This window comes from Rhodococcus sp. IEGM 1351, assembly GCF_030056875.1.
Lineage (GTDB): Bacteria > Actinomycetota > Actinomycetes > Mycobacteriales > Mycobacteriaceae > Rhodococcus_F > Rhodococcus_F opacus.
The window spans coordinates 1-24,510 of the sequence record NZ_JASHKU010000028.1 but is presented as its reverse complement, the minus strand read 5'-3'; the positions used below and the strand labels follow the sequence as shown (position 1 = coordinate 24,510).

Genomic DNA, 24,510 nt, shown 5'->3' with positions numbered 1-24,510 from the left:
CGTCGGTGGTGGGGGACTGGCTGATCCCTCGGGTGACTGTAGCGAACCGCCGGCCGGGCAGGAAGGTGTATCGCCTTCCATACGAACAACCCGGGTGCGGCGCACAGCCGCGGAAGTGGTGGGGGCTGTGGGACATGGTTCGGCGCTCCGGGGGATCACCCCGGAGCGCCGAACCTCGTGGTGGATACGTCCTGGTCAGCCGACACCCAGATCGATCCCGAGCGCGACGCTCAGGAACTTGAGGAACGCGTCGAAAGCCAGACTGAAGTCGATTCCTGCCGAGCCCATAGCGGGTCACCTTTCCGTCGAATTTGTGTTTCTTTTCCATCCCCCGCCTGTTGGGTTTATCCGTCGGGGAACCCCGAATGTTTCACATTTTCTGGGATTCCTCGAGGAATTATTTGAACAGTCGACCAAATGATTGAATGTTCGGATCGGTGACAGGGTTATCTGTTTGAGTCGGTGCATTTCAGGGAAATTCGCAGAGGCCCCATGAAACACGTGGGTCCGTAGTCGGGGATTCTCGAATGAGGTGAATGAGCCATGACGAGGAAGATGGCAGTGCGTGCGGCTGTGGCGTCGGCGGTGATCGCCCCGGCGATGCTCTTCGTGGCCGGTGGTACCGCAACGGCGGTGCCGGCGTTGACTGCCGGTGCGGCCGGTGAGGTCACGGTCACGGTCCCGGCGGGGGAGAGTTGGACCTGCTTCGGATTCGATTCGGCGTTCAATTTCAAGACCGGTGCGTTCGGTCCCGGGATGGCCGGCAGGCTCAGCGGTTTCGCGAAGGGTAACGCCACCGTCTTCTGCTTCGGCGGTACGGCACCGTTCTTCTTCACCGGGAGCACGAGCGTGTCGTGAGCGTGCCCCAGCGGCCCGGTCTTCGTTGGCGAGCGAGCAGACTCGTTCGCCAACGACAATCGAAAATGTCAACAGCTCAGCAACATTCGGTTCCCGAGCGGCGCTGACCCACGCGTCCCCCCGCCCGCGAAGTCTACGGCGGGGGTGCGGTCCGGTGTGGTTCTCGCCGGAGCGCGAACTGGTAAAAGTACTCCAGGGCGGCGGGGTCGGTGACGGCCGGGAGCAGCAACTGCCAGGCCTGGGTCATCCGGTGTGGGAGGTCGGCGACCGCGTCGGGGTTCCTGGCGAGCACGCGGGAGCCGAATGCGGTGGTGACGACGGCCGCGGTGAGGGTGCGGGTGTCGGTGCCGGGCCGCAGGTGGCCTTCGGTGGCGGCGCGGGCCGCCAGGTCCCGGCAGTGGGCGGTCCAGGTAGCGAACAGGGCGGGCCGTGCGGGGGTTGGGTGGTCGCCGAGGTCGAGGACCAGTCGGAACGCGGCGCAGATCAACGGGTCGTCGTGGCCGTGGTCGACGAGCGCGTAGGACAGTTCGATGAGCGCTTCGAGCGCGCTGCTCTGGTGTGCCGCCCGCTCGGTGCAGCCGTCGTCGAACCGGGTCAGACCGACGTCAGTCGCCTGCCGGGCGAGGTCCGTTTGGACCGGAAGTGGAAGTAGAGGCCGCCCTTGGTGGCGTGCGAAACTCCGGTGATCTCGTGCAGGGCGGCGTGGGTGTACCCGTGCCGATCGAATTGCTCCGCCGCCCGCGCCAAGATGGTGGTGCGGGTCAGTTGGGCCCGTCGTTGCATGACGGACCTCGCTTTCGCATAGTGTCTTCTGCCCTCGCGGGAAGAATCATAAGGAAATCGGCGCGGCCCGCCTGAACTATTTCATGTCGCGGCGCATGGTGTCATCTACGAACAGCGCTGCGGACGTCACCACCCGGTTCCTCACGCAATTTCCTGCGTCGCCGTTCGGAATGGCGCCGCGACCGCGTCGAATTGGACGAGTGGTCAAAATGGAATTGGACGACTGATCAAAATAAAGAAGAAAGTTTATGGGCCGATCGGTGCAACACGATGAGCCCTACCGGCGATACACGACCGGGCGGGACCGAAAGGTGGCCCATCGCCGAGCGGGGAGACCCGCGGAACAAGGAAGTTCGAGTTGCCGGTATGAATGTGTTCTGGATGGTCGAAGTCCTGATGGTCACGTTGTGCGTGATCGCGGTGTCGCTCGCCGCGGCGGTGACCGCCGATGCGGTGTCCGGACGCTCCCGCGAACGGGGACCGGACCGGGTCGACGCTGCGGTCTCACCCACGGCGTCGCCGGTCCTCACTACCCGGGAGGTGCGCCGCGACCGGGACTGGCACCGGGTCGCGACACGGGCGTGGACGATCTGCATCCTCGCCTCCGTGGTCGCGGTCGCGGCCGTCGGGGTGCTGATCGTCGTGGGATAAAGCCCCCGGCCCACGACCGCCGGACGCTTACGCTCGATTGATGGCGAAGAAGCTGCCCGCCGATGAGCGCCGCGCCCAACTTCTGGAGGCGGCGTTGATGATCGCGGCCGAGCAGGGCGTCGACGCGCTGACCATGCGCCCACTCGCGGCCGATGCCGGGGTGTCCCCCGGAATCGTGCACTACCACTTCCACGACAAGGACACCCTCCTCACCGAACTGGGCGAGACTCAGATCTTGCAGGTCAACGAGGGGATGCGGCTGGCATTCGGGCAGTACACCGAACCCTCCGGGCTGACCGGGATCCCGGCCCTCGAGGATCTGCTGCGCGCCGGAATCCGCGGTCTGTGGCCGATCGTCGAAGCCACCCCCCACCACCAGCTGCTGGCCTACGAGCTGACCGCCCAGGCGCTGCGCCGCCGCAGCGCCGGCAACCTGGCGGCGGGGGCGATCGCCGAGCGGCAGTACTCCGCAATGGACGCCGAAACCGTCGCGTTCCTCACCCTGTGCGCGACCCGCGCCGACGTCACCTGGATCACCCCAGTCGAGCAGGTCGCCCGGTTCGCGCTCGCGTGCATGAACGGATTGGTGCTGCGTTGGCTCGTCGACCGGGACAGCGCCGCCGCCCTGATCGCCCTCGACGACCTCGTCCAGATCCTCACCAGCAAAGCTCGCTGACTGTCGCGGACGTTCTGTCCCTGCGCGCGGTTGACGCATCGGGTCACACCGCAGCGGGCATGAGAGGAAGAGCCGGGGGTGTGTGAGTGACTTCTCGCGCGGGGCCGCGCGGGGCCCGAGGGGGTGAGCGCGATCGTTCGTCCTCGGTCCACGCGCGGCGGGTGACGGCCCTCGGTCGAAAGGGGGAGTCGACAGAGGGTCTCGCCGCCCGCGGACAGCCGTCGAGCCGTGGGCAGCGTGTGGGTGGAGTACCCCGAATCGGTCGCACTATGTGTCCAACCCATGACCGGATTCTTGCTGCCTTTGCTGTTTCAGCGAAGTTTCTGCTGCCGATATCTTCGTGGCGATATTCCTTGTGGCGGAGGGGCCCTCGGTCGTCGCGGGCGATGGTATTGGTCGCCCGGGCGGGTAGACATCGACGGCGGTTTCGTGGCGCATGCCCGCCCCGCTGTTCGCCAGACAGCGGCTGACGGATTGACCGTCGCCGCCACTGTGCAGCGGTTTGCCCACTCTGCCACCGCAGATCAGAGGAGCCCGAGCCGCGCCGGCGTCCCGAGCCGCGGCGGCGTCGTCCCCGGAAGGCCGCAGCAAAGAAGGCCCCCGCGAAGAAGGCCCCGGCAAAGAAGACCCCGGCAAAAAAGACCGCAGCAAAGAAGGCAACGCCGCGGCGTAGGACAGGAGCACGCGCATGACCACGGCCGGTGGACCCAGCTCGAGCAGCCTCGCCGACGTCATCGACACAATCTTGGACAAGGGCCTGGTCATCGACGCCTACGTGCGCGTGTCGCTGGTCGGTATCGAACTGCTGACCATCGACGCCCGCGTCGTGGTCGCCAGCGTCGACACCTATTTGCGGTTCGCGGAGGCGGTGAACCGGCTCGAGATCGGTAGCGAGCCCAAGGGCCTGACGGACCTGGCTGGGGGCGGCACCGAGGGCGGCGCCGAGTCGAAAACCCAGGGCGCACTTGGGGCCGCCGGCGAGAAACTCGGCGACCTCCTCGGCGGCGGGAAGGAAGAACCTCAGCGCGAACGGGTTTCACGCAAGTCCACGGGCGAGGACAAGTGATGTCAACGTCGGAACAGAAGACCAAACGACACACCCGAGGAGCCACGCCACCAGCGGTGTCTACGTGTACGGCATCGTGCCGGCCGGTGACCGGCGTCCGAGGATCCGACCGGTCGGACCGTTTAGCGCAGGGGTTAACGCGTCGAATTGCTCAGTCCCTGGCGGTCTTTGATCGATTGAACTTCCGGAGTACCGGGTAGTCCGGTAGTCCGCACTTACTTCGAACGTCGGGCATGCCACAGGGGTGGGCTGGACGAGGCGACGGCGAGAGCGCAGAGCGGGCCGAGGAACGACCAGGTTGCCGAGCCGCCCGCACACCGTTCTTGGAGGGGCGGTAGCGGGGGACCGAGGAGCACGAGCATGACCACAGCGGGTGGGCCGAGTTCGAGCAGCCTGGCCGATGTCATCGACACAATCTTGGACAAGGGCCTGGTGATCGATGCGTACGTGCGGGTCTCGCTGGTCGGCATCGAACTGCTCACCATCGACGCTCGCATCGTGGTCGCCAGTGTCGACACCTACCTGCGGTTCGCGGAGGCGGCGAATCGGCTGGCGATCGGCAGCGAGCCGAAGGGGCTGTCCGATCTGGTGTCGGGCGGGACGGAAAAGATTGCGAAGTCGAAGACGAAGGGCGCCATCGAAGAGAAGCTCGGCGGCCTGCTGGGTGGGCAAGAGGAACAGGAACAGGAACGGGAACGGGTGTCGCGCAAGTCGACTCGAGGTGACAGGTGATGGCTACATCGGAGCAGGCGAAGAAGCAGAAGAGCGAGAACACAGAGAAGTCGGACAAGTCGGACAAGAAGCAGACGGCGGGGGTGTACGTCTACGGCATCGTCCCGGCCGACGTCGAACCTGGGGACGACGCGACCGGAGTCGCGGACGGGAAGGTGGACGTCGTCACGGACGGTGACATCGCCGCCCTGGTGAGCGCAATGTCCGTGGATCGTCCACTCGGCAAACCCGAAGACCTCCGTGCCCACGCGAACGTGCTGGACGGGACGTCCCGGGTGGCGCCGGTGCTGCCGCTGCGGTTCGGTGCGGTGCTCACCGACGCCGACGCCGTGAAGGAGGAACTGCTGGCGGCGCATGCGGACGAGTTCGCGGCGGCCCTCGAACAATTGGAGGGCAAGGCCCAGTACGTCGTGAAGGGCAGATATGTGGAGCAGGCGATCCTGCGGGAGATCCTCGACGAGAACGAGCAGGCGGCGCAGCTGCGTGACGAGATCCGAGACAAGTCGGAGGACGCCGGCCGCCAGGCGCGGATGGCGCTCGGGGAACTGGTGAACAACGCGATCGCCGGCAAGCGTGAGGAAGACACCCGCAAGACGGTCGAGGCCCTGGGCGACCTCACCGACTCCGTCAATCGCCGCGAACCCACGCACGAGGAGGAGGCCGTGCAGGTGGCGGTGCTCGCCGACGTGGACCGGCAGGAGGAACTGGAGCGGGCGGTCGGGGAACTGGCCGAGGAGTGGGACGGCCGGGTCGAGACAAAGCTGCTCGGGCCCATGGCCGCCTACGACTTCGTGGTCACCCAGAATCCGGAGGGGCAGGGCTGAGCGATTGGTCCGCCCTTGCCACCGGGACCAGCGACTCGACGCGGAACACCACCCGAGGCCAGATCCTTGCCCTGCCAGCCAACCCCGGTGCCCACGCTCAAGAAGCGACGGCGAATCGTAGACGCCGTTGCCCAGTGGTGCTCACAGGGCAACAAGCTTGAGCAACAGTTCTTGCCCGCTCAGGGCTCCCGCAAGAATCTGGGTGTTTAGGTCGCTGCACACGCCACCTCGACCGATGAAGGAACTCAGCAGCGTAAACGTTCGTGGTAGGCCCGGCGATCCGGGCTCGGAGCATTCGCGGTGCGGTCCGCAGGAGTTCCTGGCGCGGCACTGGCGACGGCCTACGCGGTAGCCGCCGGTTGATTGATTACAGAGCTGGACGATCAGAACCGGGTCTTCCTCCCATTCCAGCACGGACTTGCTGATCGCCGCCCGCACGGTAGAACCGCCACGGTGCGTGAGGGTCACGACCTTGCCCGCCGAGTGCCGCAGATCCTCCGCAGCCGGCCACGGGGGGGACACTGTCGGGACCGGATCGTGTATCGAACGCCCCGAAAGCGCATCATGCGGATAGCCCAGCATGTCCTCGAATGCCCAATTGACGTGCACGACGTGACCGTCCCGGTGGAGGCGAAGCACCGGGACCGGGAGCCGGGCCAGCAGCACCAACGCGGGAGTCCTTCGAGGAAACCCAGTGCGGTTGTAGGGTCTCGCTCCCAGTGGCATTTTCAGACGCTGTGACCTGCGTATTTATTACTTCTCTCACGGCACGGCACGGCACCGCAGTCAGTCTCAATTCCCTGGCATTTCTTCAGCAATCACAGAGCGGGCCGGCCGTGCCGATGCCCGTGCGGGCATCGGGTGCGAGAGGCAAGGATGATCTGCGATGCTGATCAGAACACTGCGGAGGACATGAAGAGGCTGGAGATGACGGAGGCCCCGAGCAACGGCTCCACATCAGGTGATGAAGCGATGACCGTTCGTGCCGCCGCGATCCGGGCCGCGGCTATCCGCGAAGTACCTAAGCACGGACGGCTGCTGAAATCGGCCAGGGATGGTCGCATCCTCAGCGCGCTTATGCTCCGGATCTTCGCTATCTCCACACCCCATGGGCACGGGGTGCTCACGACGACCGGTCGCAAGAGTGGCAAGGAGCGACGGAACTACGTTCGCGCGATCCGGTGCCACGACAAGGTGTACGTCGTGATGCTCCGCCCTCCCGCATTGGCAATCGAGAGGCCCCTAGCCGTCTCATCCTGGATGTGGAACATCCGGGGAAACCCAAACATTCGCCTTCGGCTGCGGCGTCGAACTTTTGCCGGCGTCGCGCGCGAGATCAGCGACCCGATCGAGTTGCGACAGGCCCGAGAGGCAATCTGCGAGACGGTTCACCTCGTTGACTACGGTGAGTGCAGCCTTCATCTGCGCGGGCGTCCCTCCCGGCCAAGATCAAGGACCTCCACGGCTACTGGTTCGACACCGGTATCCCACTTGTAATCGAACTCGCGGTGTAGGTAAGGGTGGCGGGTACTCCGTACGCTGTCGCCGGTACCGCGCGACGGCCATAGGACGAACCTCCGCCTGCGCATCCTGCGGACGCTAAGCCTCAATCCGTGGATCGGTGATCTCGGTGATTTTCGGGTCGATCTATTTGCTGATGCCGATGGGCGACGGCGTTCGGGCGTGGCTGATCTGCTGACCGGGTTGTCAGCTCGTCCACGTTGGGTGTTCCTGGGTCGGGGCCGGTGTGGCCGGGGTGTTGGGGTCAGGCAGCTTGTGGCGGTTCGTAGTCGATGATGTTGTCCCAGAGGGTTGTCCAGTCCGCTTGCCGGGGCCAGTGCGCGGGGAGGTGGAGCACGGGTTTGCGTGCTGGCCGGGCGAATCGGGCGGGGACGTTGACCAAGTGCCGGCGCAGCGTGGCACCCCGGGCGACGGCGTGGCGGCCGCCGGCGAGGGTGCCGGCGGCGCGCAGCAGGTTGTGCGCGATCGCCGCGCAGAGCACCCAGGCGCTGTTCGCGCCGAAACTCCCCGACGGGATGTGAGCGAGTGGTCCGTCGATCAGATCCGCGAACACCGTTTCCACGATCGCGTGTTTGCGATGCGTGGTGTCGGCGTCGACGGTCGGCAGGTCGGAATTGGTGAAGAACGGGTGGTAGCGCCATATCGGGAACAACGCATCCGGGTGGTTCGCGTCCTTGACTCGGCGCACGACCAGGCGGGCGGTGACCTTGTGCCCTCCGGAGAACGCGGTGTACGAGGTCTCGGCGACCTCGGCGTCGGAGATCAACTCCCCGGTATCGGGGTCGGTGACCGCACCGGGATAGTGCACCGGCACCCAGGCGTCGTCGTCGATGGAGGCGATGGCCCGGGTGATCCGCGGATTGCGGGTCATCACCAGCGAGAACTCGATGCCCGCGGCGACCGCGCCCCCGATGACGGCCTTGTTGCCGAACGCCGAATCACCGCGGACCATGATCTTGCCCGTCGCGCCGCAGGCGCGGGCGGTGCTGATCGCCGAGCGCAGTTGGGAGGCGGCGCCGCGGCCGGATCCGGTCCTGCCGGCGCGCAGCCGCATCTCCGCGATCACCGGGGCGCTGTTCGCGGTGGACAGGGTCGTGACCAGCGGGGACAGGCCCTTGCGGAGCAGGGCTCGGCCGGCGATTTTCGCGTGCCCGTAGGACGCTCCCTGTTTCTGGTGCCCGTACACCGGCCGCAGCAGTGAGTCGATGTCGAGGAAGGCTCGGCCGGCGATGCCGGGCTGCAGCGGGGTGCGGGCGGCGAGGGCGATCAGATGCCGGCGCAGCACCGCCCCGAGCTGCAGACTGTGCCCGAAGGTGAACTCGCGCAGAAAAATCCCCAATGTCGACGGGGCGTACACCTGGTCGAAGAGAATCGGGGTGCCGCCGGCGCGGATCGTGTCCACATCGTCGATGCTGTCCGCTCCGGTACACATCCCGGCGATGATCGAGGTCAGTTTCCCCACCGGGTTCGCGGCACCCGAGGCCACCCGCGTGGAGGCGAGGTCGACATGGCCGTCGATCAGCTCCGACAGCCCGGCCTGTTCGGCGAGTTCGAGGACCGGGACCAGCCCGGCCGCCGACACGAGATTGTATTCGTCGAACACCGCGGACCCAGCCGTGAACGTGTGCGATAATTGCACCGAAAGTGCCCTTCCGTATGTGGACGATCGTGATGTGAGAATCTTGATTGTCTCACTACGGGAGGCGCTTTCGTCATTCACACGCCGTTACGGCCTGCGTAGTCTCCACGGATCCAGGCTAAGCCGGTGCCGGTGGGTGCCCCGCAAGGGGATCGTCAACCGGGGATACACCGATCGCGTCTGCGACGTTCCGGATGATGAACCCCGGGATCGCCGAGCCAATACTCAAGTTTCGTGCAGGAATGTCCGAAGTCGTTCAAGGACCAACTCAGGTCGCTGATCGACAATCCAGTGACCGACGCCGTCGACTGTCTCGAGCTGAAAACCGGCTGCGTGCTCGGCATACCCGCGTAGCAACGTAGGAGTGATTGCCGGGTCATCCATCCCGGGGAGGAACCGCATCGGAACATCGACGGAGGTCTTCGCGAATTCGCGGGCAGGGATCATTTCTCGTGTCAGAAATGTGCGGTACCAGCGCGAGCCAGCGACCGCATGACCGGGCTCGCTCATGCGACGCACATAGAACTTGAAGTCGACGTCGTCGAGGAAGAACCCGGCGCCGACCCACCGGCCCGTCATCCTGAAGAAGCGCCCCTTCGGGTCGCTGAGAAGGCGCGGCCCGATCACCGGTAGAGAAATCGGGATCTGGTACCAGAACCGCCAGAAATGGCGAACCACCGTCAGATCGTACTTGAGCCACGGCCCGACGGTGTTCAGTCCGAAGAAGCCGGCCACCTTCTTCGGATGTCGCAGCATCAGAAACGCCGCGATCGGACCACCCCAGTCATGCGCGACCAGTCGAACCGACGGGACGCCGAGCCGGTCGAGCACGACCGCGAGATCATCTGCCATGTCATTCTTGTAGTAGCGATCATCGGGAGCCGAGCTCCAACCGGCACCGCGCAGATCTGGACACAGCACTCGGTAGCCGTCGTCGGCGAGTGGTCCGATTAGCTCATGCCATGCCCACCAGTTCTGCGGGAAACCGTGGACAAGCATGACCGGCGGCCCGTCGGTCGGTCCGGCGTCGGCGACGTGAATCGTGACACCGCCGCCCACGTCGACGAACCGGTGCTCCACGCCGGCGAGCACCGGCAGTGAGGGTGAGTTCATGACTACTCGCTCTCTGCTTGCAAGACGCTGCCTCGCCGTCGAACACCCAGTAAGCTGCGGTCTGGTTCTGACCTCACACTTACCTGTCCGTCCAGGACGCTCCTGTCGAATTGTTCGCCAATAGACAGATACGCTGCCACGTTGGCGCAACCTGCGGAGAACAATTGCGCCGATGAGGGATCCGCTTACGGGAACGAGCTGCGCCGCCGGGGGGCCTGCACAGACATGAGGGCGTCAGGAAACTGATGATTACGCATAGCCCAGTGGGCCGCAGCGAACATCGAATCGTTCACGCACAGTGTCCAGGGTCTGCCGGAGGTGCTCGCGTCCGCGGCGATGGGTGAGCATGAACCGCGCCGTTCCGATCATGCGGCGTGGCAGCGGATACCAGCGATCGAGATCGAGTCCGCAATCGAGCAACACCTTGTGCGGGACGCTGTCGACAATCAGGCTGAGATTGTGCATGGCGAGCGATCCGAGCGTATACGGAAATACCGCATTCGACTTCTTCCGTAGATCCGGCGCGTCGAGCTCATACAGCGGGATGTCCCTGAGCTTGTCCAAGAACAGTAGGTGGGTCAAGAAGTAACCCATGTATGAGGTCAGATGGAGTGTGGCAGAGCGCGGCTGCACCGAGACGACCGCACCGCTGTCGGACACGTAGGGCTCGTAGGGGTGGTCGCCGCGCAGCATGTATCCGGTGCAGTTCACTATCCAGCTGCCCGGTTGAATCGTCTTCGCGGATCCGCTGCGGAACACCAAGTCGGTCTCGTCGTTGCGGTCGACGGCATCCACGACGTGATCCATGATCACCTCGTTCAGGCCGGTGGCGATCGTCTTGTTCTCCGACTCGGATAGCAAGCCCAGCAGGTAGTTTCCTGTAGTGGGGGTCAACCAGGTGCCGTAGGTATCGCGTAACCAGGACGCGACATCTGTCTCGTTGGTCCCGTCGAATCGCCTCCCCAGTTCCATGAAAATGCCGGTGACCAATGTGCCGCTCCACCATCGTCGGCCGCCGACAGGGAATAGACGGTCGCGGTTCGAAAAGAATGTTCCTGAACCTGCGACAAGGTTCACTTCCCGACCGGGGTATTCCGTGATCAGAGTGTGAGCGGTATCCATCGCGGTCTTACCGCCACCCACGACCCACACGGGGGCGTCACTCGCCCGCATCTCGTCGCCACGCATGTCGCAGAAGTCGGGTGACACCGACACGACACGTGCACTGGAGATCCCGAGTGGGTCGTTGGGCACAACCCCAAATCCGCTGGCTTTGATCAGTCGCGTCGCCTCGACAACCATGAGTTGGCCGTCCGACGATGTGCAGGTGAGGCGCACGATCCCGTCGGACTCGTCATGCGACTCCAGAGTCCAGCCGAAATATTCGTCCACCTGCACTCGTTGCTTGACCACGGCGAGGCAGTGTTCGAAGTGGGTGAGGACTTCGTCCTTTGTTGCCAGGTAGGAGCGATCCTGGCCAAGGGTCCACTTGATGTTGCCGGCGGTGAACAGGCCATACGGTTGGTGTAGTCGCACATATGCATAGGTGTCGACCCACATGCCGCCGGACCGATCGCGGCGATCGACAAGGATGACCTTCTGCGAGGGAGACAAGTATTGACTGGCGACGAATAGAGCGTTGACTCCGGCGAGGCCAGCTCCGACGATGCAGACGTCGCAGCGCTCTACCCGAACGGGCGTGTCAGCTGACGCAGCGCTATATGTCACCGCAGCCTCCTGGAGAGATCTCTCATTACCTGCGAGCGACCAGTTGGTTCTGTATCGATCTTCCTCGCAGCCAGCACACATGTCACCCGATGGTTTGCTGCGCTAAGTTCCCCGACCTGAACAACGCGCCCTGATCGCGGCCGACACGCGATGACCGCACAAGGAACCATCACCGGGACGAGATTGGAGTCCCTGCGCAAGTCCGGCAGTGGTCGGCCCTGGTCCCGAAAGCGGATCCCTCAGAGACTTACAGACCAGGGTCTTGCCCTACCGGTCGATGTGCTGACATAGCTCACCAATGGCGGCAACCGTGTCGTCGGTAGGGGTATCGATCCAAACCGGACCATCGTCGCGCTTGCGCGGCAGCAGCATGCGTTGTCCCTGTGAGGGCCACTGCACGAAGTCGTAGCCAGCGAGGTCTGACTGAACGGTATCGGCCACCCAGACCGCGGCCTCAGCGAACGGAACATCCATCGACAAGCCGTCGCAGCGGCTGAACCCACTGATGCCGTGTACGCCCTGCCAGCCGATGGTGACGGCGTAGTCGCCGTTAACGGCAAGCTCCCACACCAATCCACCCAACCGCACGTCGCGCCCGTACCGCAGGCACCGCAGATCGCGGGCGACGGCTTCGAGTGCACGCACCCATACCTGCGGCGCCTCGACGTCGTGATCAGACCCGATCGCGGGGCCTCCGTCGAACAAGCCAAAGTGCCACACCAAACTGTCCTGATTCCACAAGTCCTGGATCGGCATAACGCCATCTTCGCGCGTCCGAGCTGCCCGCCCGTGTCATTAGCCTGATTGCACGCCAGGCCCGTCTCGACGCTGTTACCTCGGTGACGAAGCGGGGTGTCGTGCGCACCAATCCAGCTCTGCAATACCGGCCGCTGGTCGGAAAGGGATCCGTCATCGAAGACCGTCACCATTGGCGTGCCGCTCCCTTCTCATCCTTGTTCCGGGCTGTCGGCCGTCGGATGTCGAATATCGTTGGCTGTGCTCCCCGACGACTTCGCCAGCCGTCGCTCGTAGAAGGTGATTCAGATGGACAGCTTCATTCATCTGGCAGGAGACAGCTGGAACTTCTGGTCCCCATTTCCGCCCGCAGTAACTTTCTGGCTGATCGATGTAATGGGCCAGCTTTCGCGGGCGGGAATCCTCCTCGGAGGCAGCTGAGGATCGAGCGATGCGGCACCCGCAGCCGCCAGCGTCTGGACCTGGTGGACATCCCGGACGCGCAGTTCGGACCGAGCAAGATCGGTCGTATGCGCTCGGCCGTTGCTGCTGACCGAGTGAGATTTTGAGCCTCCGCAGCTCCCGCCAGCGGATGGCCAATTGGAGCACCGCTGGAGACGCGCCGCCACTCTCCACGGAGCATAACGTTTCACGTTATTAACGCAGTGCGTTATACTCGTGGAGTGATCGAGTCGTTCGCCGACAAAGAGACCGAGCGGGTCTTTCACCGACAGTTCTCGAAGAAGCTCCCGCAGGACATTCAGCGGATCGCGCGCCGGCGCCTCCTGTTGATCGAGGCTGCCACCGACGTCAACGACCTGAGGGTGCCCCCAGGCAACCGCCTGGAGAAGCTCTCCGGGGACCGGTTGGGCCAGTACAGCGTTCGGATCAATGATCAGTACCGCATCTGTTTCATCTGGCGCGCCACCGCCGCATACGACGTGGAGATCACCGACTATCACTAACCACCAGAGGGGAGCCGACGCTCCATCCGACCACAGAATCGACAAAGGAACACCGACAATGACTACAGACCTGAGCCCAATTCACCCCGGCGAGATCCTCCGCGAGGACTTCCTCGAGCCGTTCGGCATCACGCAGAACCGCCTAGCCACGATCATCGGTGTTCCGCCCCGACGGATCAACGAGATCGTGCTCGGCAAGCGGTCGATCACCGCAGACACCGCGTTGCGGCTGGCCAAGGCGTTCGGCAACAGTGCGCAGTTCTGGCTCAATATCCAGGACCGCTACGAGCTCGACCTTGCGGCCGACAAGATAGGCGACGCCCTCGCCAAGATCACGCGTCTCTCGGCATAGAGAGGCAGAAGGGGACCGTCGGTGTGATTGCCCGCCGCACCGGACGGAACGATCACCGGGATGAATCGTTCGAAGGCTGAGCCACGCCGGGCCTGGAAGGCCAATGCACCAACGGCATCGGCTCCGGGCAGCGGTCCTGGTGCCCTTGCCGATGATGTTTGACCGTGGAGTCCCAAACACTGCGCCGCCGGCGTTGTGCGTTCGAGAGATGGGAATCAGCGATGTACATCGGGTATGCACGAGTGTCCACCGATCAGCAAGACCTGACCGCACAGCAGCACGCACTGCTCGGGCTCGGGGTCTCACCGGAACGGATCTACGTCGATCACGGCTTGACCGGCACCAATCGTCAACGGCCAGGACTGCAGAACGCCCTTGCAGCGTGCCGGAACACCGACACCCTCGTGGTGACCAAGTTGGATCGCCTGGTCCGTTCGTTGCCCTGCTCGGGACATCGTCGACGAGCTCACCGCTCGGCACGCGTGTCTGCAGATCGGAGCCTCGTTGCACGATCCCACCGACCCGGTCGGTCGCCTGTTGTTCAACGTCCTGGCGATGGTCGCCGAGTTCGAGGGCGACCTGATTCGGGCACGAACTAGGGAGGGGATGCGGATCGCGAAGGCGAAGGGACACCTGAAGGGCAAGAAGCCGAAGCTCAACCCACGCCAGGAACGGCACCTGGTCGAGCTTCACGTGTCAGGCGAGTACTCGACCGCTGAACTGGCCGATCTGTTCTCGGTGGGCCGGTCGACGGTGTACCGGGCCATCGAACGCAGCGCCCACCGGGCTCAGCGTGACGCTCTCTCAGATTTCAACACCTAGCCATCCCCGCTGGAATGTCCGCCGGTCCCATACCGGCGGAGGATCCCTAACCGGAGCAGCCACAATCTGTTTCCAGTACCAGGCGCGGAGATCGTGGGATTCTACTGTTCATGTGGACTGCGGATAGCTTTCAACGCGACGTATCGGCAGGCACATGGGTGGACGAAAGCCTGAAGCGATTCGCCATAGACCATAGTGCCGGCCTCGCCGGTCAGGTGGTGCCGCCGGAATTCGATGCATACGCACGGATATTTCATCGGCGCACAGGCACCTCCGCTGGGCAACGCGAGCCCATCACCTGGCACGCCGTCGCAGCGGCGAACGAGCGTGCCGCGCATCCACTGATGGAATGGGAGTTCCTACTCCCTACACCCGCGGCCAGAAAAGGTCAGCCAGGCCTATGGGACGAAGCTCCGAGTACCGGTGAGCTCACCGGTCCGACAGCTGAAGCTCTCATCGGTGTGCTTGCGAACTTCACGACCACACCCGAGCAGTGCTGGTACGCCATATGGGAAGGAAACACTCTGCTCGATGACGTCCGCGGAGAACGCCGGCCTACTGCAAGCGGGCAATATGGGGATGTTTCTACTCACCGACTCAATCACCGCGGCTGGAAGCCGATTCCGCAATCTTCTATCGCCGAACCTCTGGTGGCCCGACGACCGCGCCTGGTGCGTGGCAACCGACGTCGACCTCATGGCCAGCTACGTTGGCGCATCCACAGAGTGTGTCCACGCGATCACCAATTGTTCCGAGCTGGAAGCACTCGAAGTGTCCGCCACGATGAGCGTCCAGTGGGACAGCGACACCATCAATCCGCGGCCGGATGAACGTTCCTGACCGCAATCTCAGGGCCACGAACATCGGCCGGTCCGAACGCTTCCACCGCAAGCCGATCCGCATGCGGGACGGGTCGGGACTTCGACGTTCGGATGATCCGTCCCGGTCGTCGTTCCTCAGCGAGAGCCAGCCAGTCCATCGATATTCAAATCACTGACCTGAACTCTGTCCGACGGATTACCGTTTCTGTGTCGGCCTTTCTGAGCCGCCCGGAAGGCCCGACACCCCGGGGTGGTCACTACCGGTACAGGACACGTGCTCGGCTCCGACCGGACGGCAGAGCGTCACGACCGCAGGCGGGATTAGGCATGAGCGACGAGCAACCGAACATCGTGTTCTTTTTCTGGGACAACTTCGGATGGGGTGAGCTCGGGTGCTATGGCGGCGGCGTGCTCCGCGGTGCGGTGACACCGCGGATCGACGACCTGGCCGGGGAAGGCCTCAAGTTACTGAATTTCAACGTCGAGGCGCAGTGCACGCCGAGCCGTTCGGCCTTGCTGACCGGGCGCCACGCGATCCGCTCGGGCACCCAGACGGTGCCCCTCACCGGCGGCCCGGACGGGATGACCCGGTGGGAGGTCACGATCGCCCGGGCGCTCTCGGACGTGGGGTACGCCACCGGGATGTGGGGCAAGTGGCATCTGGGCAGCGACCCCGAGCAGCGGAGCCCGGTCGACTTCGGGTTCGACGAGGCGGTGTGGTGCCCGCGCACGGCCGACGAGGTGCTGTGGACCATGCAGTCGTACTTCCCGGATGGCGCGGTGACCGCCGCCCCTTATGCGGGGTCGACGCGGATCCCGCTGGAACCGGAGCCGATCTACTCGCGGCGCAAGGGCGAGAAATCGGAGAGGATCGCGACCTACGACGCCGAGTTCCGGGCCGGATTCGATCGGAAGATCACCGACTGGGCCTGTGATTTCATGACCCGCTCCACGCAGGCGGGCAAGTCTTTTTATGTCTACCTGCCCTACACACAGGTCCACATCCCGCCGATCCCGGACCCGCAGTACGCGGGCACCACCCAGCGAGGGAACTGGGCCGACATTCTCACCCAGATGGATGCCTTCACCGGCACGATCCTGGACAAGCTTGACGAGCTGGGCATCCGCGAGAACACAATCGTGGTCTGGGCGTCCGACAACGGCGCGGACACCACCAACCACCTCCCGGCGATCGACCCGGATCCGGTCGGCGGTCAATGGCACGGATTCTCCGGACCCTGGCGGGGTGGGTTGTTCACCGCCCTCGAAGGCTCCAATCGGACACCGTGCCTGGTGCGCTGGCCCGGGAATGTACCCGCCGGGCGGGTCAGCAACGAGTTGGTGCACGAGGTCGATTTCTTCACCACGCTGGTGACGGCCGCCGGTGGCACGGTCCCGACGGACCGGCAGATCGACGGGATGGACATGTCCAGCTTTCTGCTGGGCGCGGACGAGGATTCGGGCCGCGACATGATCCTGTGTCTGCAGGGCAACCGGCTGCAGGCGGCGAAGTGGCGTCAATGGAAGGTTCACCTGTTCCAGCAGGACGACTTCTATTCCACCTGGGCACCGACCAACGTGCCGATCCTCTACAACCTGGAGTGGGATCCGCGCGAGGAGCATCAGGTCGACTTCCCCCACGCCTGGGTCCTGCACCCGGTCGCCGCCGGGGCCGGCGCATTCCTCAAGTCGCTCGCCGTCGAGCCGCCCATCCGGCCGGGCACGCCCGACCCGTACGTGCCGCCCGAACCCGGTGAACTGCAACCGCAGACACACCTGCAGATCGGCCCCATCATGCAGTACATCACCACGCTGGTCAGATCCCACGACGAACCTCCCGACCCGGGTCATGGGATCGAGCACCAATCCGGATGAGCGTCGGCCCGGCCGGGGGCTGCCCGCAAGTCCCACCTGAGCCTGTTGTGCCTGCCGGAGTCGTGGGGCTGTCGGTCACGCCCTCCAAACAGGGCCCGATGGACGGTGAAGAATCAATCCCACTGAGGGATCGTCCAGCGGAATCGAACAGCTCGGCCTGACATCCCTCTCCTGCCGCTCGGGACTGCGGCCCGAGAATTTAGTAGTACCGAATGGTTTACCTAACCGTTTGGTACTGCTAGATTCGGTGTTCGCGCCGTCCCGACGACGGCGCCTCTCAGGATCGAGGTAGGCGGGATGTGGCATTACCGGATATTCGAATGTCGGCACACTCGACCGGGCGGACGCGGCTATAAGGACCGATCGACCCGCCTGGCCCCCACGGGCACGGACAGCACCCCCCACTACCCCCACACTGGTCGAACGCTGATCTTCACAGACTCGCAGCGATTCGCGTCCGCGAAAGACACTCATGACTACCTCCGTGAACCATCAGGACGATATCGCCGTACTCGACCTCGGAGACGGCGAGAACCGCTTCCCTTTATCCTCGATCACTGCAGTCGAACGCCACCTCGAGGAAATCCAGGCGGGCCCCTCCCCGGCATTGGTGACGACAGCCAGAGGAAAGTTCGATACCAATGGCCTGGACATTGAATGGGTTGTAACACAACATGTTCGAATGGCGTGGCACGTCGGACGCGTTCAATCCCTGCTCACCAGAATTCTGACTTTCCCACTACCTACGGTGGCAGCTGTCAACGGCCACGCGTGCGGTGCCGGCGCGATGTTCGCCGTTGCCCATGACTCCCGGATCATGCGATCCGACCCCGGGGAATCTCTGCTTCCCAGAGGTGGATTTCAGGCTTCCGTTCATGCCTGGAATGGCGGCTCTCATCCAATCGAAACTGGACCACCGGACCGCGATCACTGCCATGACGAGTGGGCATGGGCATCGCTACGGCGGCACCGAGGCTCGTGCGCACGGATTGGTCGACCGCACCGCCCCGGCCGACGGTGTCCTCGATACCGCGCTCGAGGTTGCCACCCCTCTACTGGGGAAGGATCCCGACACCCTGGGAACGGTCAAGGCAACCACCTTCGCCTCGGCGGTCACTGCCCTCGGCCAATTGCAGGGGTGACCGGACCGCGGCACCCGGCACGGCGTCGACCGCTTTCGGCGTCCACTTTGGTCGCCTGATCACAACCGTCCCTCACCTCGCCGAAATGGAAGGTACATCCGTGAGTTTCACCAGCCCACACCCTGACGTCGTCATCCCCGAATCGAGTCTGTACGACCTTCTTTTCGGCACCTTGTCCGACGAAGAATTGCAACGGACCGCTTTCCGCGACCGGAGCTCAGGTACAACCGTCGAGTATCGCGACCTGGTTGCACGCATCGATGCGGTAGCCGGCGCACTCACCGCCCAAGGCCTGACTGTCGGCGAGGTGGTCGGGCTGCACGCCCCGAACTCACCGGAGTTCGCGGTCGCGCTTCACGGCATCCTGCGCGCAGGAGGGACTGCGACCCCCATCAATGCGCTGTACACCGCAGAGGACATCACCAAACAGCTGACCGACTCCTCGGCGTCGTTCCTCTTCACCACGTCGGCGCTCCTTCCTCAGGCGTGGTCCGCGGCTCGCGCTGCCGGAATCGGCGCACACCGAGTCCTGGTTCTCGATGGAACAGGCGACGAACACCCGTCACTACAACAAATGCTGGCACAACAGATTCCGGCACCCAAGGTCGATTTCGACCCGGCGACACATCTCGCAGTGCTGCCATACTCGTCCGGGACCACGGGCCGTCCGAAGGGCGTCCGGCTCACCCACCGCAACCTGGTCGCCAACCTCTGCCAAGTTCAGCCATGGCTCGGAATCACTCCGCAGGAACGTGTCCTGGCCGTCCTTCCGTTCTTCCACATCTACGGATTGACCGGGGTGCTGAACGCAACACTGCATCAGCGAGCCACGCTCGTCACGATGCCTAAATTCGATCTGGTCGAGTTCCTCCGTACCGTTTCGGAAGAAGAATGCAGCTACATCTACATCGCGCCGCCCGTCGCGGTGGCCATGGCCAAGAACCCCGTCGTCGATGACTACGATCTATCGAGCGTCCGAGTGATGCTGTCGGGCGCAGCCCCACTCGACGACAACCTGGCTCGAGTGATCGAGAAGCGGCTGGGATGCAAGGTCCTGCAGGGATTCGGAATGAGCGAAATGAGTCCTGCTAGCCACCTCATTCCTCTCGAGAGAGACGACATCCCCCGCAACTCAGTCGGGTTGACCATTCCCAACATGGAATGCAAGCTGATCGATCCGGCCACCGGCGAGGAGATCGCGTATCCGGCCGAGGGGGTGTCGAAGCCTGGTGAGCTGTGGTGCAAGGGCCCGAACATCATGGCCGGATATCTCGGCAACGACGAAGCAACCGCCGAGACCATTGATGCGGACGGCTACCTACACACCGGCGACATCGCGACCGTCGATTCGGAGGGCGTGGTGACGATCGTGGACCGAATGAAGGAACTGATCAAGTACAAGGGTTATCAGGTGCCACCCGCCGAACTCGAGGCGCTGCTGCTCACCCACCCGCAGATCGCCGACGCCGCCGTCATCGGAGTGTCGAACGGCGAGGGTGAAGAGGTGCCGAAGGCGTTCGTCGTCAAGCAGCAGGGCGCCGAACTGGACGAGGCCGCAGTCATCGCGTTCGTCGCCGAGCGGGTGTCCCCACACAAGAAGGTCCGCAAGGTGCAGTTCATAGACATCGTGCCCAAGTCCGCGGCGGGCAAGATTCTTCGCAAAGACCTCCGGGCTTCGGAAGCCGGCTCACTTGTGCAGTGACAATCACTTTCCCGAACTGACTTCCCGACAAGGAGTACCCATGAGCCTGCCCCCCATCCTGCAAGACCGGCTTCGCCTGCCCGTGGTCGCGTCGCCGATGTTCATCGTCTCGGGTCCCGACCTGGTGATCGCCCAGTGCACGTCGGGCATCGTCGGATCGTTCCCCTCCCTGAACGCCCGCCCGCAGCCCGAGTTGCGTGAATGGCTCACCCGCATCACCGAAGCCCTCGCCAAGCACGACGCCAACAACCCCGAGACCCCGTCCGCGCCGTACGCGGTCAACCTGATCGTCCACCAGAGCAACGACCGTCTCGACGGGGACCTCGCCACCATCGTCGAGTTCGAGGTCCCGATCGTCATCACGTCCCTCGGCGCCCGCGCCGACGTCAACGAGGCCATCCACAGCTACGGCGGCATCGTCCTCCACGACGTCATCAACAACAAGTTCGCGAAGAAGGCGGTGGAGAAGGGCGCCGACGGCCTCATCGCCGTCGCGGCCGGTGCCGGCGGACACGCGGGCACCCTGTCGCCGTTCGCGTTGATCCAGGAGATCCGCGAGTGGTTCGACGGGCCGGTCCTGCTGTCGGGCTCGATCGCCCACGGCCGCTCGGTCCTCGCCGCGCAGGCCGCAGGCGCCGACCTCGCCTACATCGGGTCCGCGTTCATCGCCACCGAAGAGGCCAACGCGGACCAGGGCTACAAGCAGATGATCGTCGACTCCACCGCGTCCGACATCGTCTACTCCAACCTGTTCACCGGCGTGCACGGCAACTACCTGCGCGGCAGCATCGAGGCCGCCGGACTCGACCCGAACAACCTCGCCGTGTCGGACCCGTCCGCCATGAACTTCGGTGTCGGCGAGGACGCGGACAAGAGCACGAAGTCGGAAGCCAAGCCCTGGCGCGACATCTGGGGTGCCGGACAGGGCATCGGCGCCGTCGACGCCGTCGTCCCGGCGGCGGAGATCGTCGAACGCCTCACCCGCGAGTACGCGGCCGCGAAAGATCAACTGCTACAGCAGGCCTAGGGTCCTCGAGTCGAGATCGACTCCAGCTCGGCCATGCCGGGCCGGAGTCGATCTCGCCCATCGGAGTCGGAGACCGCACCGATACGGCGCAGGGTCGTTTCCCTTTGCCGAACCAGGGGAAACGACGCGCGTGTCGGTCACCGGACTCTTGGACGTGCCACCAGATCGACAGTAGATTCGAAGGCCCGATCGACCCGGTCGCGGTCCCTGGTCATGATGAGATCCAGCTGCAGACCACGCACCTGCGCCAAGACGAGCGTCGACATTGTCGAGGCTTCGTCGGGCGGCCACCCTTCTTGTCCCAACCGCTCTTCGACGGGCAGGAGCCAGTCGTTGATGATCGACTGCACGAGCCGCCCTCCACGGTCGGGGTCCCTCGCTGTGCGCCCGACAAGCTCGAACAGCAATACGAACTGGCGTTGCTCGCGCGGCTCGCACAACCGGCGCCACACGATGCGAACGAAAGCCGCTGTCGAATCCGCGGCGCGCAGTTCGGCATCGGTTCTCAGTCGTTCCTGGAAATCGGCATGAATCTTCTCCAGCACCTGCAGCAGCAACTCATCCTTCGACGAGAAGTGCCGCAGCAAAGTCGCGTGCGTCACGCCGAGCGCATGCGCGATCGGACGCAAGGACACATCCCCGAAGCCGTGATCGAGAACGTACTCCGTTGCCGCCGCCAGCAACTCTGGGCGTCGGTGCTGGTAGCGGAGGGTACGACCGTCCACACGCTCTGCGTTCATCACCGAATCCTAACCTCACCGAAGAATCAAAATTATGGGTACCAAATGGTTGTGCTAACCACTTGGTACTGCTAAATTTCAGTGTACAGCAGATGAACGAATTTGCCCGACGCCCCGTTCGGCCGGAACACCTCCGCGGCGCCCGGCATCTGCGCTCCCATGTGACAGGTGGCTGCTCTCGACGGTGCCAGCACCCACCCCGAACCGCCATGTGGGAATTACTTTCCGCCAACAGTGCCGACTGTGTGGTCCCGCTTCCGCGGGAACAGATCCGGGCAAGCGACCCCTGCCGTCCCGGCAACCCCTACCTAAGGACGACCATGACCGACCAACTAATCGCCAAGCTCGCTGGACTGGGTTTGTTCACCGGGGCACCCCAGCACGACAACTTCTGTCGGCTGGCGAGTGTTCTCCCCGCTAGCGAATTGACACCATCGTCGACACCGTACGAATGGCCGGCCGGTGCCACGATTGCACTGCCGGAAACGTATGAGTTCGCGGGCACTTCGAAGTCGTTCGAAGACTTTTTCGTCGAGACCGACACTGCGGCGCTGCTGGTACTTGTCGAGGGAGTCGTCCGCCACGAGCGATACGCACTCACCGGTGGACCTGATGTTCCGTGGATCTCCATGTCAGTCGCGAAGAGTTTCATCTCGACACTGGTCGGTATTGCCGTCGCCGAGGGCCACATCACGAACATCGACGACCCCATCAGCGCCTACGTACCCGTTGACCCGGGCTCTGCGTACGACGGCGTCCCGATCAAAGCGGTCCTACAGATGTCGTCCGGTGCGCGCTGGAACGAGGATTACCACGACCCTGAGTCGGACGTGTTTCGCCTCAACGCTGCAATGGGCGGCATAGGCACCCTCGACGAGTTCGTCGCCGGCGTCGTCCGCGAGAACGAGCCAGGCACGATCTGCCGCTACAACTCCGGCGACACTCAGGTACTGGGTTCCCTGCTGGTGCGGGCGACGAACCGCTCGATCACCGATTACATGCAGGAAAAGCTGTACGAACCGCTCGGCATGACCTCACCTGGGCACTGGTTGGTCGACTCGGCCGGCATGGAGGTCGCTTTCGCGGGTCTGAACATGACTGCCCGGGACTTCGCAAAGCTCGGCGAGCTGTACCGCAACGTCGGCAGGTGGCAAGGCAAGCAGATTGTCCCGGAGGAGTGGGTACGCAATTCCGTGGTCCTGAGCGGCACGCATCTGCAGCCCGGACAGCCGATCGTCGGCACCCACCGATTTGACCTCGGCTACGGCTACCAGTGGTGGATTCCCGCCGGCAACCGTGGCGAGTTCAGCGCCATCGGCGTGTACAACCAGTTCGTGTATGTCGACCCGTCGACGAATGCCGTCATCGTCAAGTTGTCCGCCAACCGTGCCTACGGAACTACCGACAGCGAATCCACCAATCGCGAGAGTGAGACAGTCGCCTTCCTCCAATCCATCACAAGTCGCCTACGGGACTGACGATCAGGCCCGCTTTGACGTCGTCGATCCGGCGACTGAGGAGGTCATGGCAACCGTCCCTCGCCGCGAGGCCAGCATTGTTGCGGTGAACGGCGAGGGAAACAACCGACAATGGCCTCAACGCGTTGCCTGCCCGACCCCGGCCCGACGTCGACGCCAATCAGTCGACAAACCACGGAGCCGGGCCCACAACCGCTGCGGCGCAGAATGTCACAGCAACAACTCGTATCTGGATGAAGCGTGAATGCTCAGACTGCGGCCTCCGCCCCTGCTATCTCGGGACGTCAACCACGGGCGATCCAGAACGCGTTAAGAATCCTCGCGGAAGTGGCTCGCGCGGGCGAAGGAGTAACAGCCAGAGACATCACAGACACACTGGCCATACCTCCCGCGACCGTATACAGGGTGCTGACGCTTCTGGTCGACGACGGATTCGTCCGTCGTCGGCCCGATCGTCCAGGCTGCTTCGCACTGGGCCACAAGGTCGCCGCGCTAGCCAACACCGCCATCAGACCAACGGTGTGCACAGCCGCCCGCGATCTCCTCACCGAGCTACGTAACGAGATCCGCTTCGGTGTCCGCCTCTACTCGTACACCGACACAGTGGTACGCCTGATCGCCCCGGATCCGGAGTACCCGTGCCGGTCCGACGAGAACTACCTCAACCAGCACCTCCACGCCAGCGCCGTCGGCAAGCTGATCCTTGCCGAGAAGGACAGGCTCGACTCGACCTTCCAGCGCGGAGGCCCCCAACCGCTCACGGCCCGGACCGTCCACGTGCGCAGCGAACTCCGCAGGCACCTCGACCTCGTCCGCGATCAGGGCTATGCCACTCAGGTCGGCGAACTGCACAATGACTCTGCCTGCGTCTCAGTGCCAATCCGATCCGCTGCCGGCACCCTCGTCGCCGGCCTGGTTCTATCCGGACACATCAACCATTTCCACCTGATGTTTCACCACATCGACGCACTGCGAAACCAAGCAGCTCACCTGTCACTACTGCTTTCGTGACCAGTAACCACACCAACAACACCTCGCGAATACTTGTGACTGACGATCGGCCCTGAACGAAGGTGTCGACTTCTCCGGCCCGGTCGGCACTTGTCGGCTACACCCGACGGGGCGGGGGTTGGCTACCGTTTGCCAAACCACCAGCGGGACGAGATCGCCGCCGAGCGCATGTACGGCCGCCTGCAACCCTCGTGGGGTCTGTCAAGTTAACGGTGTAACTGTTTGAACTGTGACTACTTTCGTCCGGCG

Annotated in this window: 23 protein-coding genes and 2 pseudogenes; 17 read left to right on the top strand and 8 right to left on the bottom strand. The window is 64.0% G+C overall.

The window, feature by feature from the left end; genetic code table 11:
• Positions 1–543 precede the first annotated feature (543 nt).
• Entirely contained in the window at positions 544–858 is a 315-nt protein-coding gene (locus tag QM806_RS34085) for a hypothetical protein (protein ID WP_133986616.1), read from the top strand.
• A gap of 133 nt (positions 859–991) precedes the next feature.
• Here QM806_RS34085 and QM806_RS34080 read toward each other — a convergent pair whose 3' ends face one another.
• Complete coding sequence (locus QM806_RS34080; protein WP_502943932.1) at positions 992–1,384, bottom strand: TetR/AcrR family transcriptional regulator; 393 nt, start codon at positions 1,382–1,384, stop codon at positions 992–994.
• A gap of 68 nt (positions 1,385–1,452) precedes the next feature.
• The gene (locus QM806_RS34075) at positions 1,453–1,641 is read right to left on the bottom strand and encodes a TetR family transcriptional regulator (protein ID WP_054248459.1); all 189 of its coding nucleotides are present in this window, start codon (positions 1,639–1,641) and stop codon (positions 1,453–1,455) included.
• A gap of 366 nt (positions 1,642–2,007) precedes the next feature.
• Between QM806_RS34075 and QM806_RS34070 the strand changes: the two genes are divergently transcribed.
• The 5 genes from QM806_RS34070 (at position 2,008) to QM806_RS34050 (ending at position 5,590) form a co-directional block, all read left to right on the top strand.
• Complete coding sequence (locus QM806_RS34070; RefSeq protein WP_005574021.1) at positions 2,008–2,292, top strand: hypothetical protein; 285 nt, start codon at positions 2,008–2,010, stop codon at positions 2,290–2,292.
• Positions 2,293–2,332: 40 nt separating this feature from the next.
• Positions 2,333–2,968 carry a TetR/AcrR family transcriptional regulator gene (locus QM806_RS34065; RefSeq protein ID WP_005574022.1) on the top strand — a complete coding sequence of 212 codons (636 nt, stop codon included), beginning with the start codon at positions 2,333–2,335 and terminating at the stop codon, positions 2,966–2,968.
• A 688-nt stretch (positions 2,969–3,656) separates the two neighbouring features.
• Positions 3,657–4,034, top strand: a complete 378-nt coding sequence (gvpJ, locus tag QM806_RS34060; protein WP_265147413.1) for a gas vesicle protein GvpJ — start codon at positions 3,657–3,659, stop codon at positions 4,032–4,034.
• Positions 4,035–4,394: 360 nt separating this feature from the next.
• A complete protein-coding gene (gene gvpJ, locus QM806_RS34055) occupies positions 4,395–4,766 on the top strand; it encodes a gas vesicle protein GvpJ (protein WP_265147414.1) in 372 nt (123 codons plus the stop codon).
• Positions 4,766–5,590 carry a GvpL/GvpF family gas vesicle protein gene (locus QM806_RS34050; RefSeq protein ID WP_265147415.1) on the top strand — a complete coding sequence of 275 codons (825 nt, stop codon included), beginning with the start codon at positions 4,766–4,768 and terminating at the stop codon, positions 5,588–5,590. The genes gvpJ (QM806_RS34055) and QM806_RS34050 overlap by 1 nt, the downstream gene beginning before the upstream one ends.
• A gap of 141 nt (positions 5,591–5,731) precedes the next feature.
• Here the strand turns inward: QM806_RS34050 and QM806_RS34045 are convergent, their stop codons facing one another.
• Entirely contained in the window at positions 5,732–6,256 is a 525-nt protein-coding gene (locus QM806_RS34045; RefSeq protein WP_265147536.1) for a PAS domain-containing protein, read from the bottom strand.
• A gap of 210 nt (positions 6,257–6,466) precedes the next feature.
• Between QM806_RS34045 and QM806_RS34040 the strand changes: the two genes are divergently transcribed.
• Positions 6,467–7,087, top strand: a complete 621-nt coding sequence (locus tag QM806_RS34040; RefSeq protein WP_005560725.1) for a nitroreductase/quinone reductase family protein — start codon at positions 6,467–6,469, stop codon at positions 7,085–7,087.
• Between the two features lie 268 nt (positions 7,088–7,355).
• Here the strand turns inward: QM806_RS34040 and QM806_RS34035 are convergent, their stop codons facing one another.
• From QM806_RS34035 to QM806_RS34020, 4 genes are all read right to left on the bottom strand, one after another.
• On the bottom strand, positions 7,356–8,750 hold the full coding sequence (locus tag QM806_RS34035) for an IS1380 family transposase (protein ID WP_283294301.1): 1,395 nt from the start codon (positions 8,748–8,750) through the stop codon (positions 7,356–7,358).
• 225 nt (positions 8,751–8,975) lie between these two features.
• On the bottom strand, positions 8,976–9,863 hold the full coding sequence (locus QM806_RS34030; RefSeq protein ID WP_265147538.1) for an alpha/beta fold hydrolase: 888 nt from the start codon (positions 9,861–9,863) through the stop codon (positions 8,976–8,978).
• Positions 9,864–10,112: 249 nt separating this feature from the next.
• Positions 10,113–11,591 (bottom strand): FAD-dependent oxidoreductase, encoded by a 1,479-nt coding sequence (locus QM806_RS34025; RefSeq protein ID WP_265147448.1) that lies wholly within the window; start codon positions 11,589–11,591, stop codon positions 10,113–10,115.
• 267 nt (positions 11,592–11,858) lie between these two features.
• On the bottom strand, positions 11,859–12,347 hold the full coding sequence (locus QM806_RS34020) for a hypothetical protein (RefSeq protein WP_043782979.1): 489 nt from the start codon (positions 12,345–12,347) through the stop codon (positions 11,859–11,861).
• 662 nt (positions 12,348–13,009) lie between these two features.
• Between QM806_RS34020 and QM806_RS34015 the strand changes: the two genes are divergently transcribed.
• The 8 genes and pseudogenes from QM806_RS34015 to QM806_RS33980 all read left to right on the top strand — a co-directional run bounded on the left by QM806_RS34015 (position 13,010) and on the right by QM806_RS33980 (position 21,032).
• Positions 13,010–13,291, top strand: a complete 282-nt coding sequence (locus tag QM806_RS34015; protein ID WP_054248704.1) for a type II toxin-antitoxin system RelE/ParE family toxin — start codon at positions 13,010–13,012, stop codon at positions 13,289–13,291.
• Between the two features lie 58 nt (positions 13,292–13,349).
• The gene (locus tag QM806_RS34010; RefSeq protein ID WP_007297375.1) at positions 13,350–13,643 is read left to right on the top strand and encodes a HigA family addiction module antitoxin; all 294 of its coding nucleotides are present in this window, start codon (positions 13,350–13,352) and stop codon (positions 13,641–13,643) included.
• 221 nt (positions 13,644–13,864) lie between these two features.
• Positions 13,865–14,465 (top strand): annotated as a pseudogene (locus QM806_RS34005) (recombinase family protein).
• A 531-nt stretch (positions 14,466–14,996) separates the two neighbouring features.
• Complete coding sequence (locus QM806_RS34000) at positions 14,997–15,305, top strand: hypothetical protein (RefSeq protein WP_205627428.1); 309 nt, start codon at positions 14,997–14,999, stop codon at positions 15,303–15,305.
• 308 nt (positions 15,306–15,613) lie between these two features.
• Positions 15,614–17,161 (top strand): sulfatase-like hydrolase/transferase, encoded by a 1,548-nt coding sequence (locus QM806_RS33995; protein ID WP_054248794.1) that lies wholly within the window; start codon positions 15,614–15,616, stop codon positions 17,159–17,161.
• Positions 17,162–17,633: 472 nt separating this feature from the next.
• Positions 17,634–18,303: pseudogene (locus QM806_RS33990) on the top strand (enoyl-CoA hydratase-related protein).
• Between the two features lie 100 nt (positions 18,304–18,403).
• Positions 18,404–20,005, top strand: a complete 1,602-nt coding sequence (locus QM806_RS33985) for an AMP-binding protein (RefSeq protein ID WP_054248795.1) — start codon at positions 18,404–18,406, stop codon at positions 20,003–20,005.
• A gap of 40 nt (positions 20,006–20,045) precedes the next feature.
• A complete protein-coding gene (locus QM806_RS33980; protein WP_283294297.1) occupies positions 20,046–21,032 on the top strand; it encodes an NAD(P)H-dependent flavin oxidoreductase in 987 nt (328 codons plus the stop codon).
• Between the two features lie 137 nt (positions 21,033–21,169).
• Here the strand turns inward: QM806_RS33980 and QM806_RS33975 are convergent, their stop codons facing one another.
• On the bottom strand, positions 21,170–21,715 hold the full coding sequence (locus tag QM806_RS33975; protein ID WP_240483091.1) for a TetR/AcrR family transcriptional regulator: 546 nt from the start codon (positions 21,713–21,715) through the stop codon (positions 21,170–21,172).
• 266 nt (positions 21,716–21,981) lie between these two features.
• Here QM806_RS33975 and QM806_RS33970 point away from each other — a divergent pair, with 266 nt between their 5' ends.
• Positions 21,982–23,250 carry a serine hydrolase domain-containing protein gene (locus QM806_RS33970; protein WP_242323092.1) on the top strand — a complete coding sequence of 423 codons (1,269 nt, stop codon included), beginning with the start codon at positions 21,982–21,984 and terminating at the stop codon, positions 23,248–23,250.
• Between the two features lie 240 nt (positions 23,251–23,490).
• Positions 23,491–24,261 (top strand): IclR family transcriptional regulator, encoded by a 771-nt coding sequence (locus QM806_RS33965; RefSeq protein ID WP_037205815.1) that lies wholly within the window; start codon positions 23,491–23,493, stop codon positions 24,259–24,261.
• The last annotated feature ends 249 nt before the right edge of the window (positions 24,262–24,510 follow it).

Bases quoted from the DNA above. Each gene is read 5' to 3' on its own strand.
- QM806_RS34000 (WP_205627428.1), top strand. From the start codon at position 14,997: ATGACGTCCGCGGAGAACGCCGGCCTACTGCAAGCGGGCAATATGGGG.
- QM806_RS33980 (WP_283294297.1), top strand. From the start codon at position 20,046: ATGAGCCTGCCCCCCATCCTGCAAGACCGGCTTCGCCTGCCCGTGGTC.
- QM806_RS34040 (WP_005560725.1), top strand. From the start codon at position 6,467: ATGATCTGCGATGCTGATCAGAACACTGCGGAGGACATGAAGAGGCTG.
- gvpJ (WP_265147413.1), top strand. From the start codon at position 3,657: ATGACCACGGCCGGTGGACCCAGCTCGAGCAGCCTCGCCGACGTCATC.
- QM806_RS34020 (WP_043782979.1), bottom strand. From the start codon at position 12,347: ATGCCGATCCAGGACTTGTGGAATCAGGACAGTTTGGTGTGGCACTTT.
- QM806_RS34030 (WP_265147538.1), bottom strand. From the start codon at position 9,863: ATGAACTCACCCTCACTGCCGGTGCTCGCCGGCGTGGAGCACCGGTTC.
- gvpJ (WP_265147414.1), top strand. From the start codon at position 4,395: ATGACCACAGCGGGTGGGCCGAGTTCGAGCAGCCTGGCCGATGTCATC.
- QM806_RS34010 (WP_007297375.1), top strand. From the start codon at position 13,350: ATGACTACAGACCTGAGCCCAATTCACCCCGGCGAGATCCTCCGCGAG.
- QM806_RS33970 (WP_242323092.1), top strand. From the start codon at position 21,982: ATGTGGGAATTACTTTCCGCCAACAGTGCCGACTGTGTGGTCCCGCTT.
- QM806_RS34075 (WP_054248459.1), bottom strand. From the start codon at position 1,641: ATGCAACGACGGGCCCAACTGACCCGCACCACCATCTTGGCGCGGGCG.
- QM806_RS34050 (WP_265147415.1), top strand. From the start codon at position 4,766: ATGGCTACATCGGAGCAGGCGAAGAAGCAGAAGAGCGAGAACACAGAG.
- QM806_RS34085 (WP_133986616.1), top strand. From the start codon at position 544: ATGACGAGGAAGATGGCAGTGCGTGCGGCTGTGGCGTCGGCGGTGATC.
- QM806_RS34065 (WP_005574022.1), top strand. From the start codon at position 2,333: ATGGCGAAGAAGCTGCCCGCCGATGAGCGCCGCGCCCAACTTCTGGAG.
- QM806_RS33995 (WP_054248794.1), top strand. From the start codon at position 15,614: ATGAGCGACGAGCAACCGAACATCGTGTTCTTTTTCTGGGACAACTTC.
- QM806_RS34070 (WP_005574021.1), top strand. From the start codon at position 2,008: ATGAATGTGTTCTGGATGGTCGAAGTCCTGATGGTCACGTTGTGCGTG.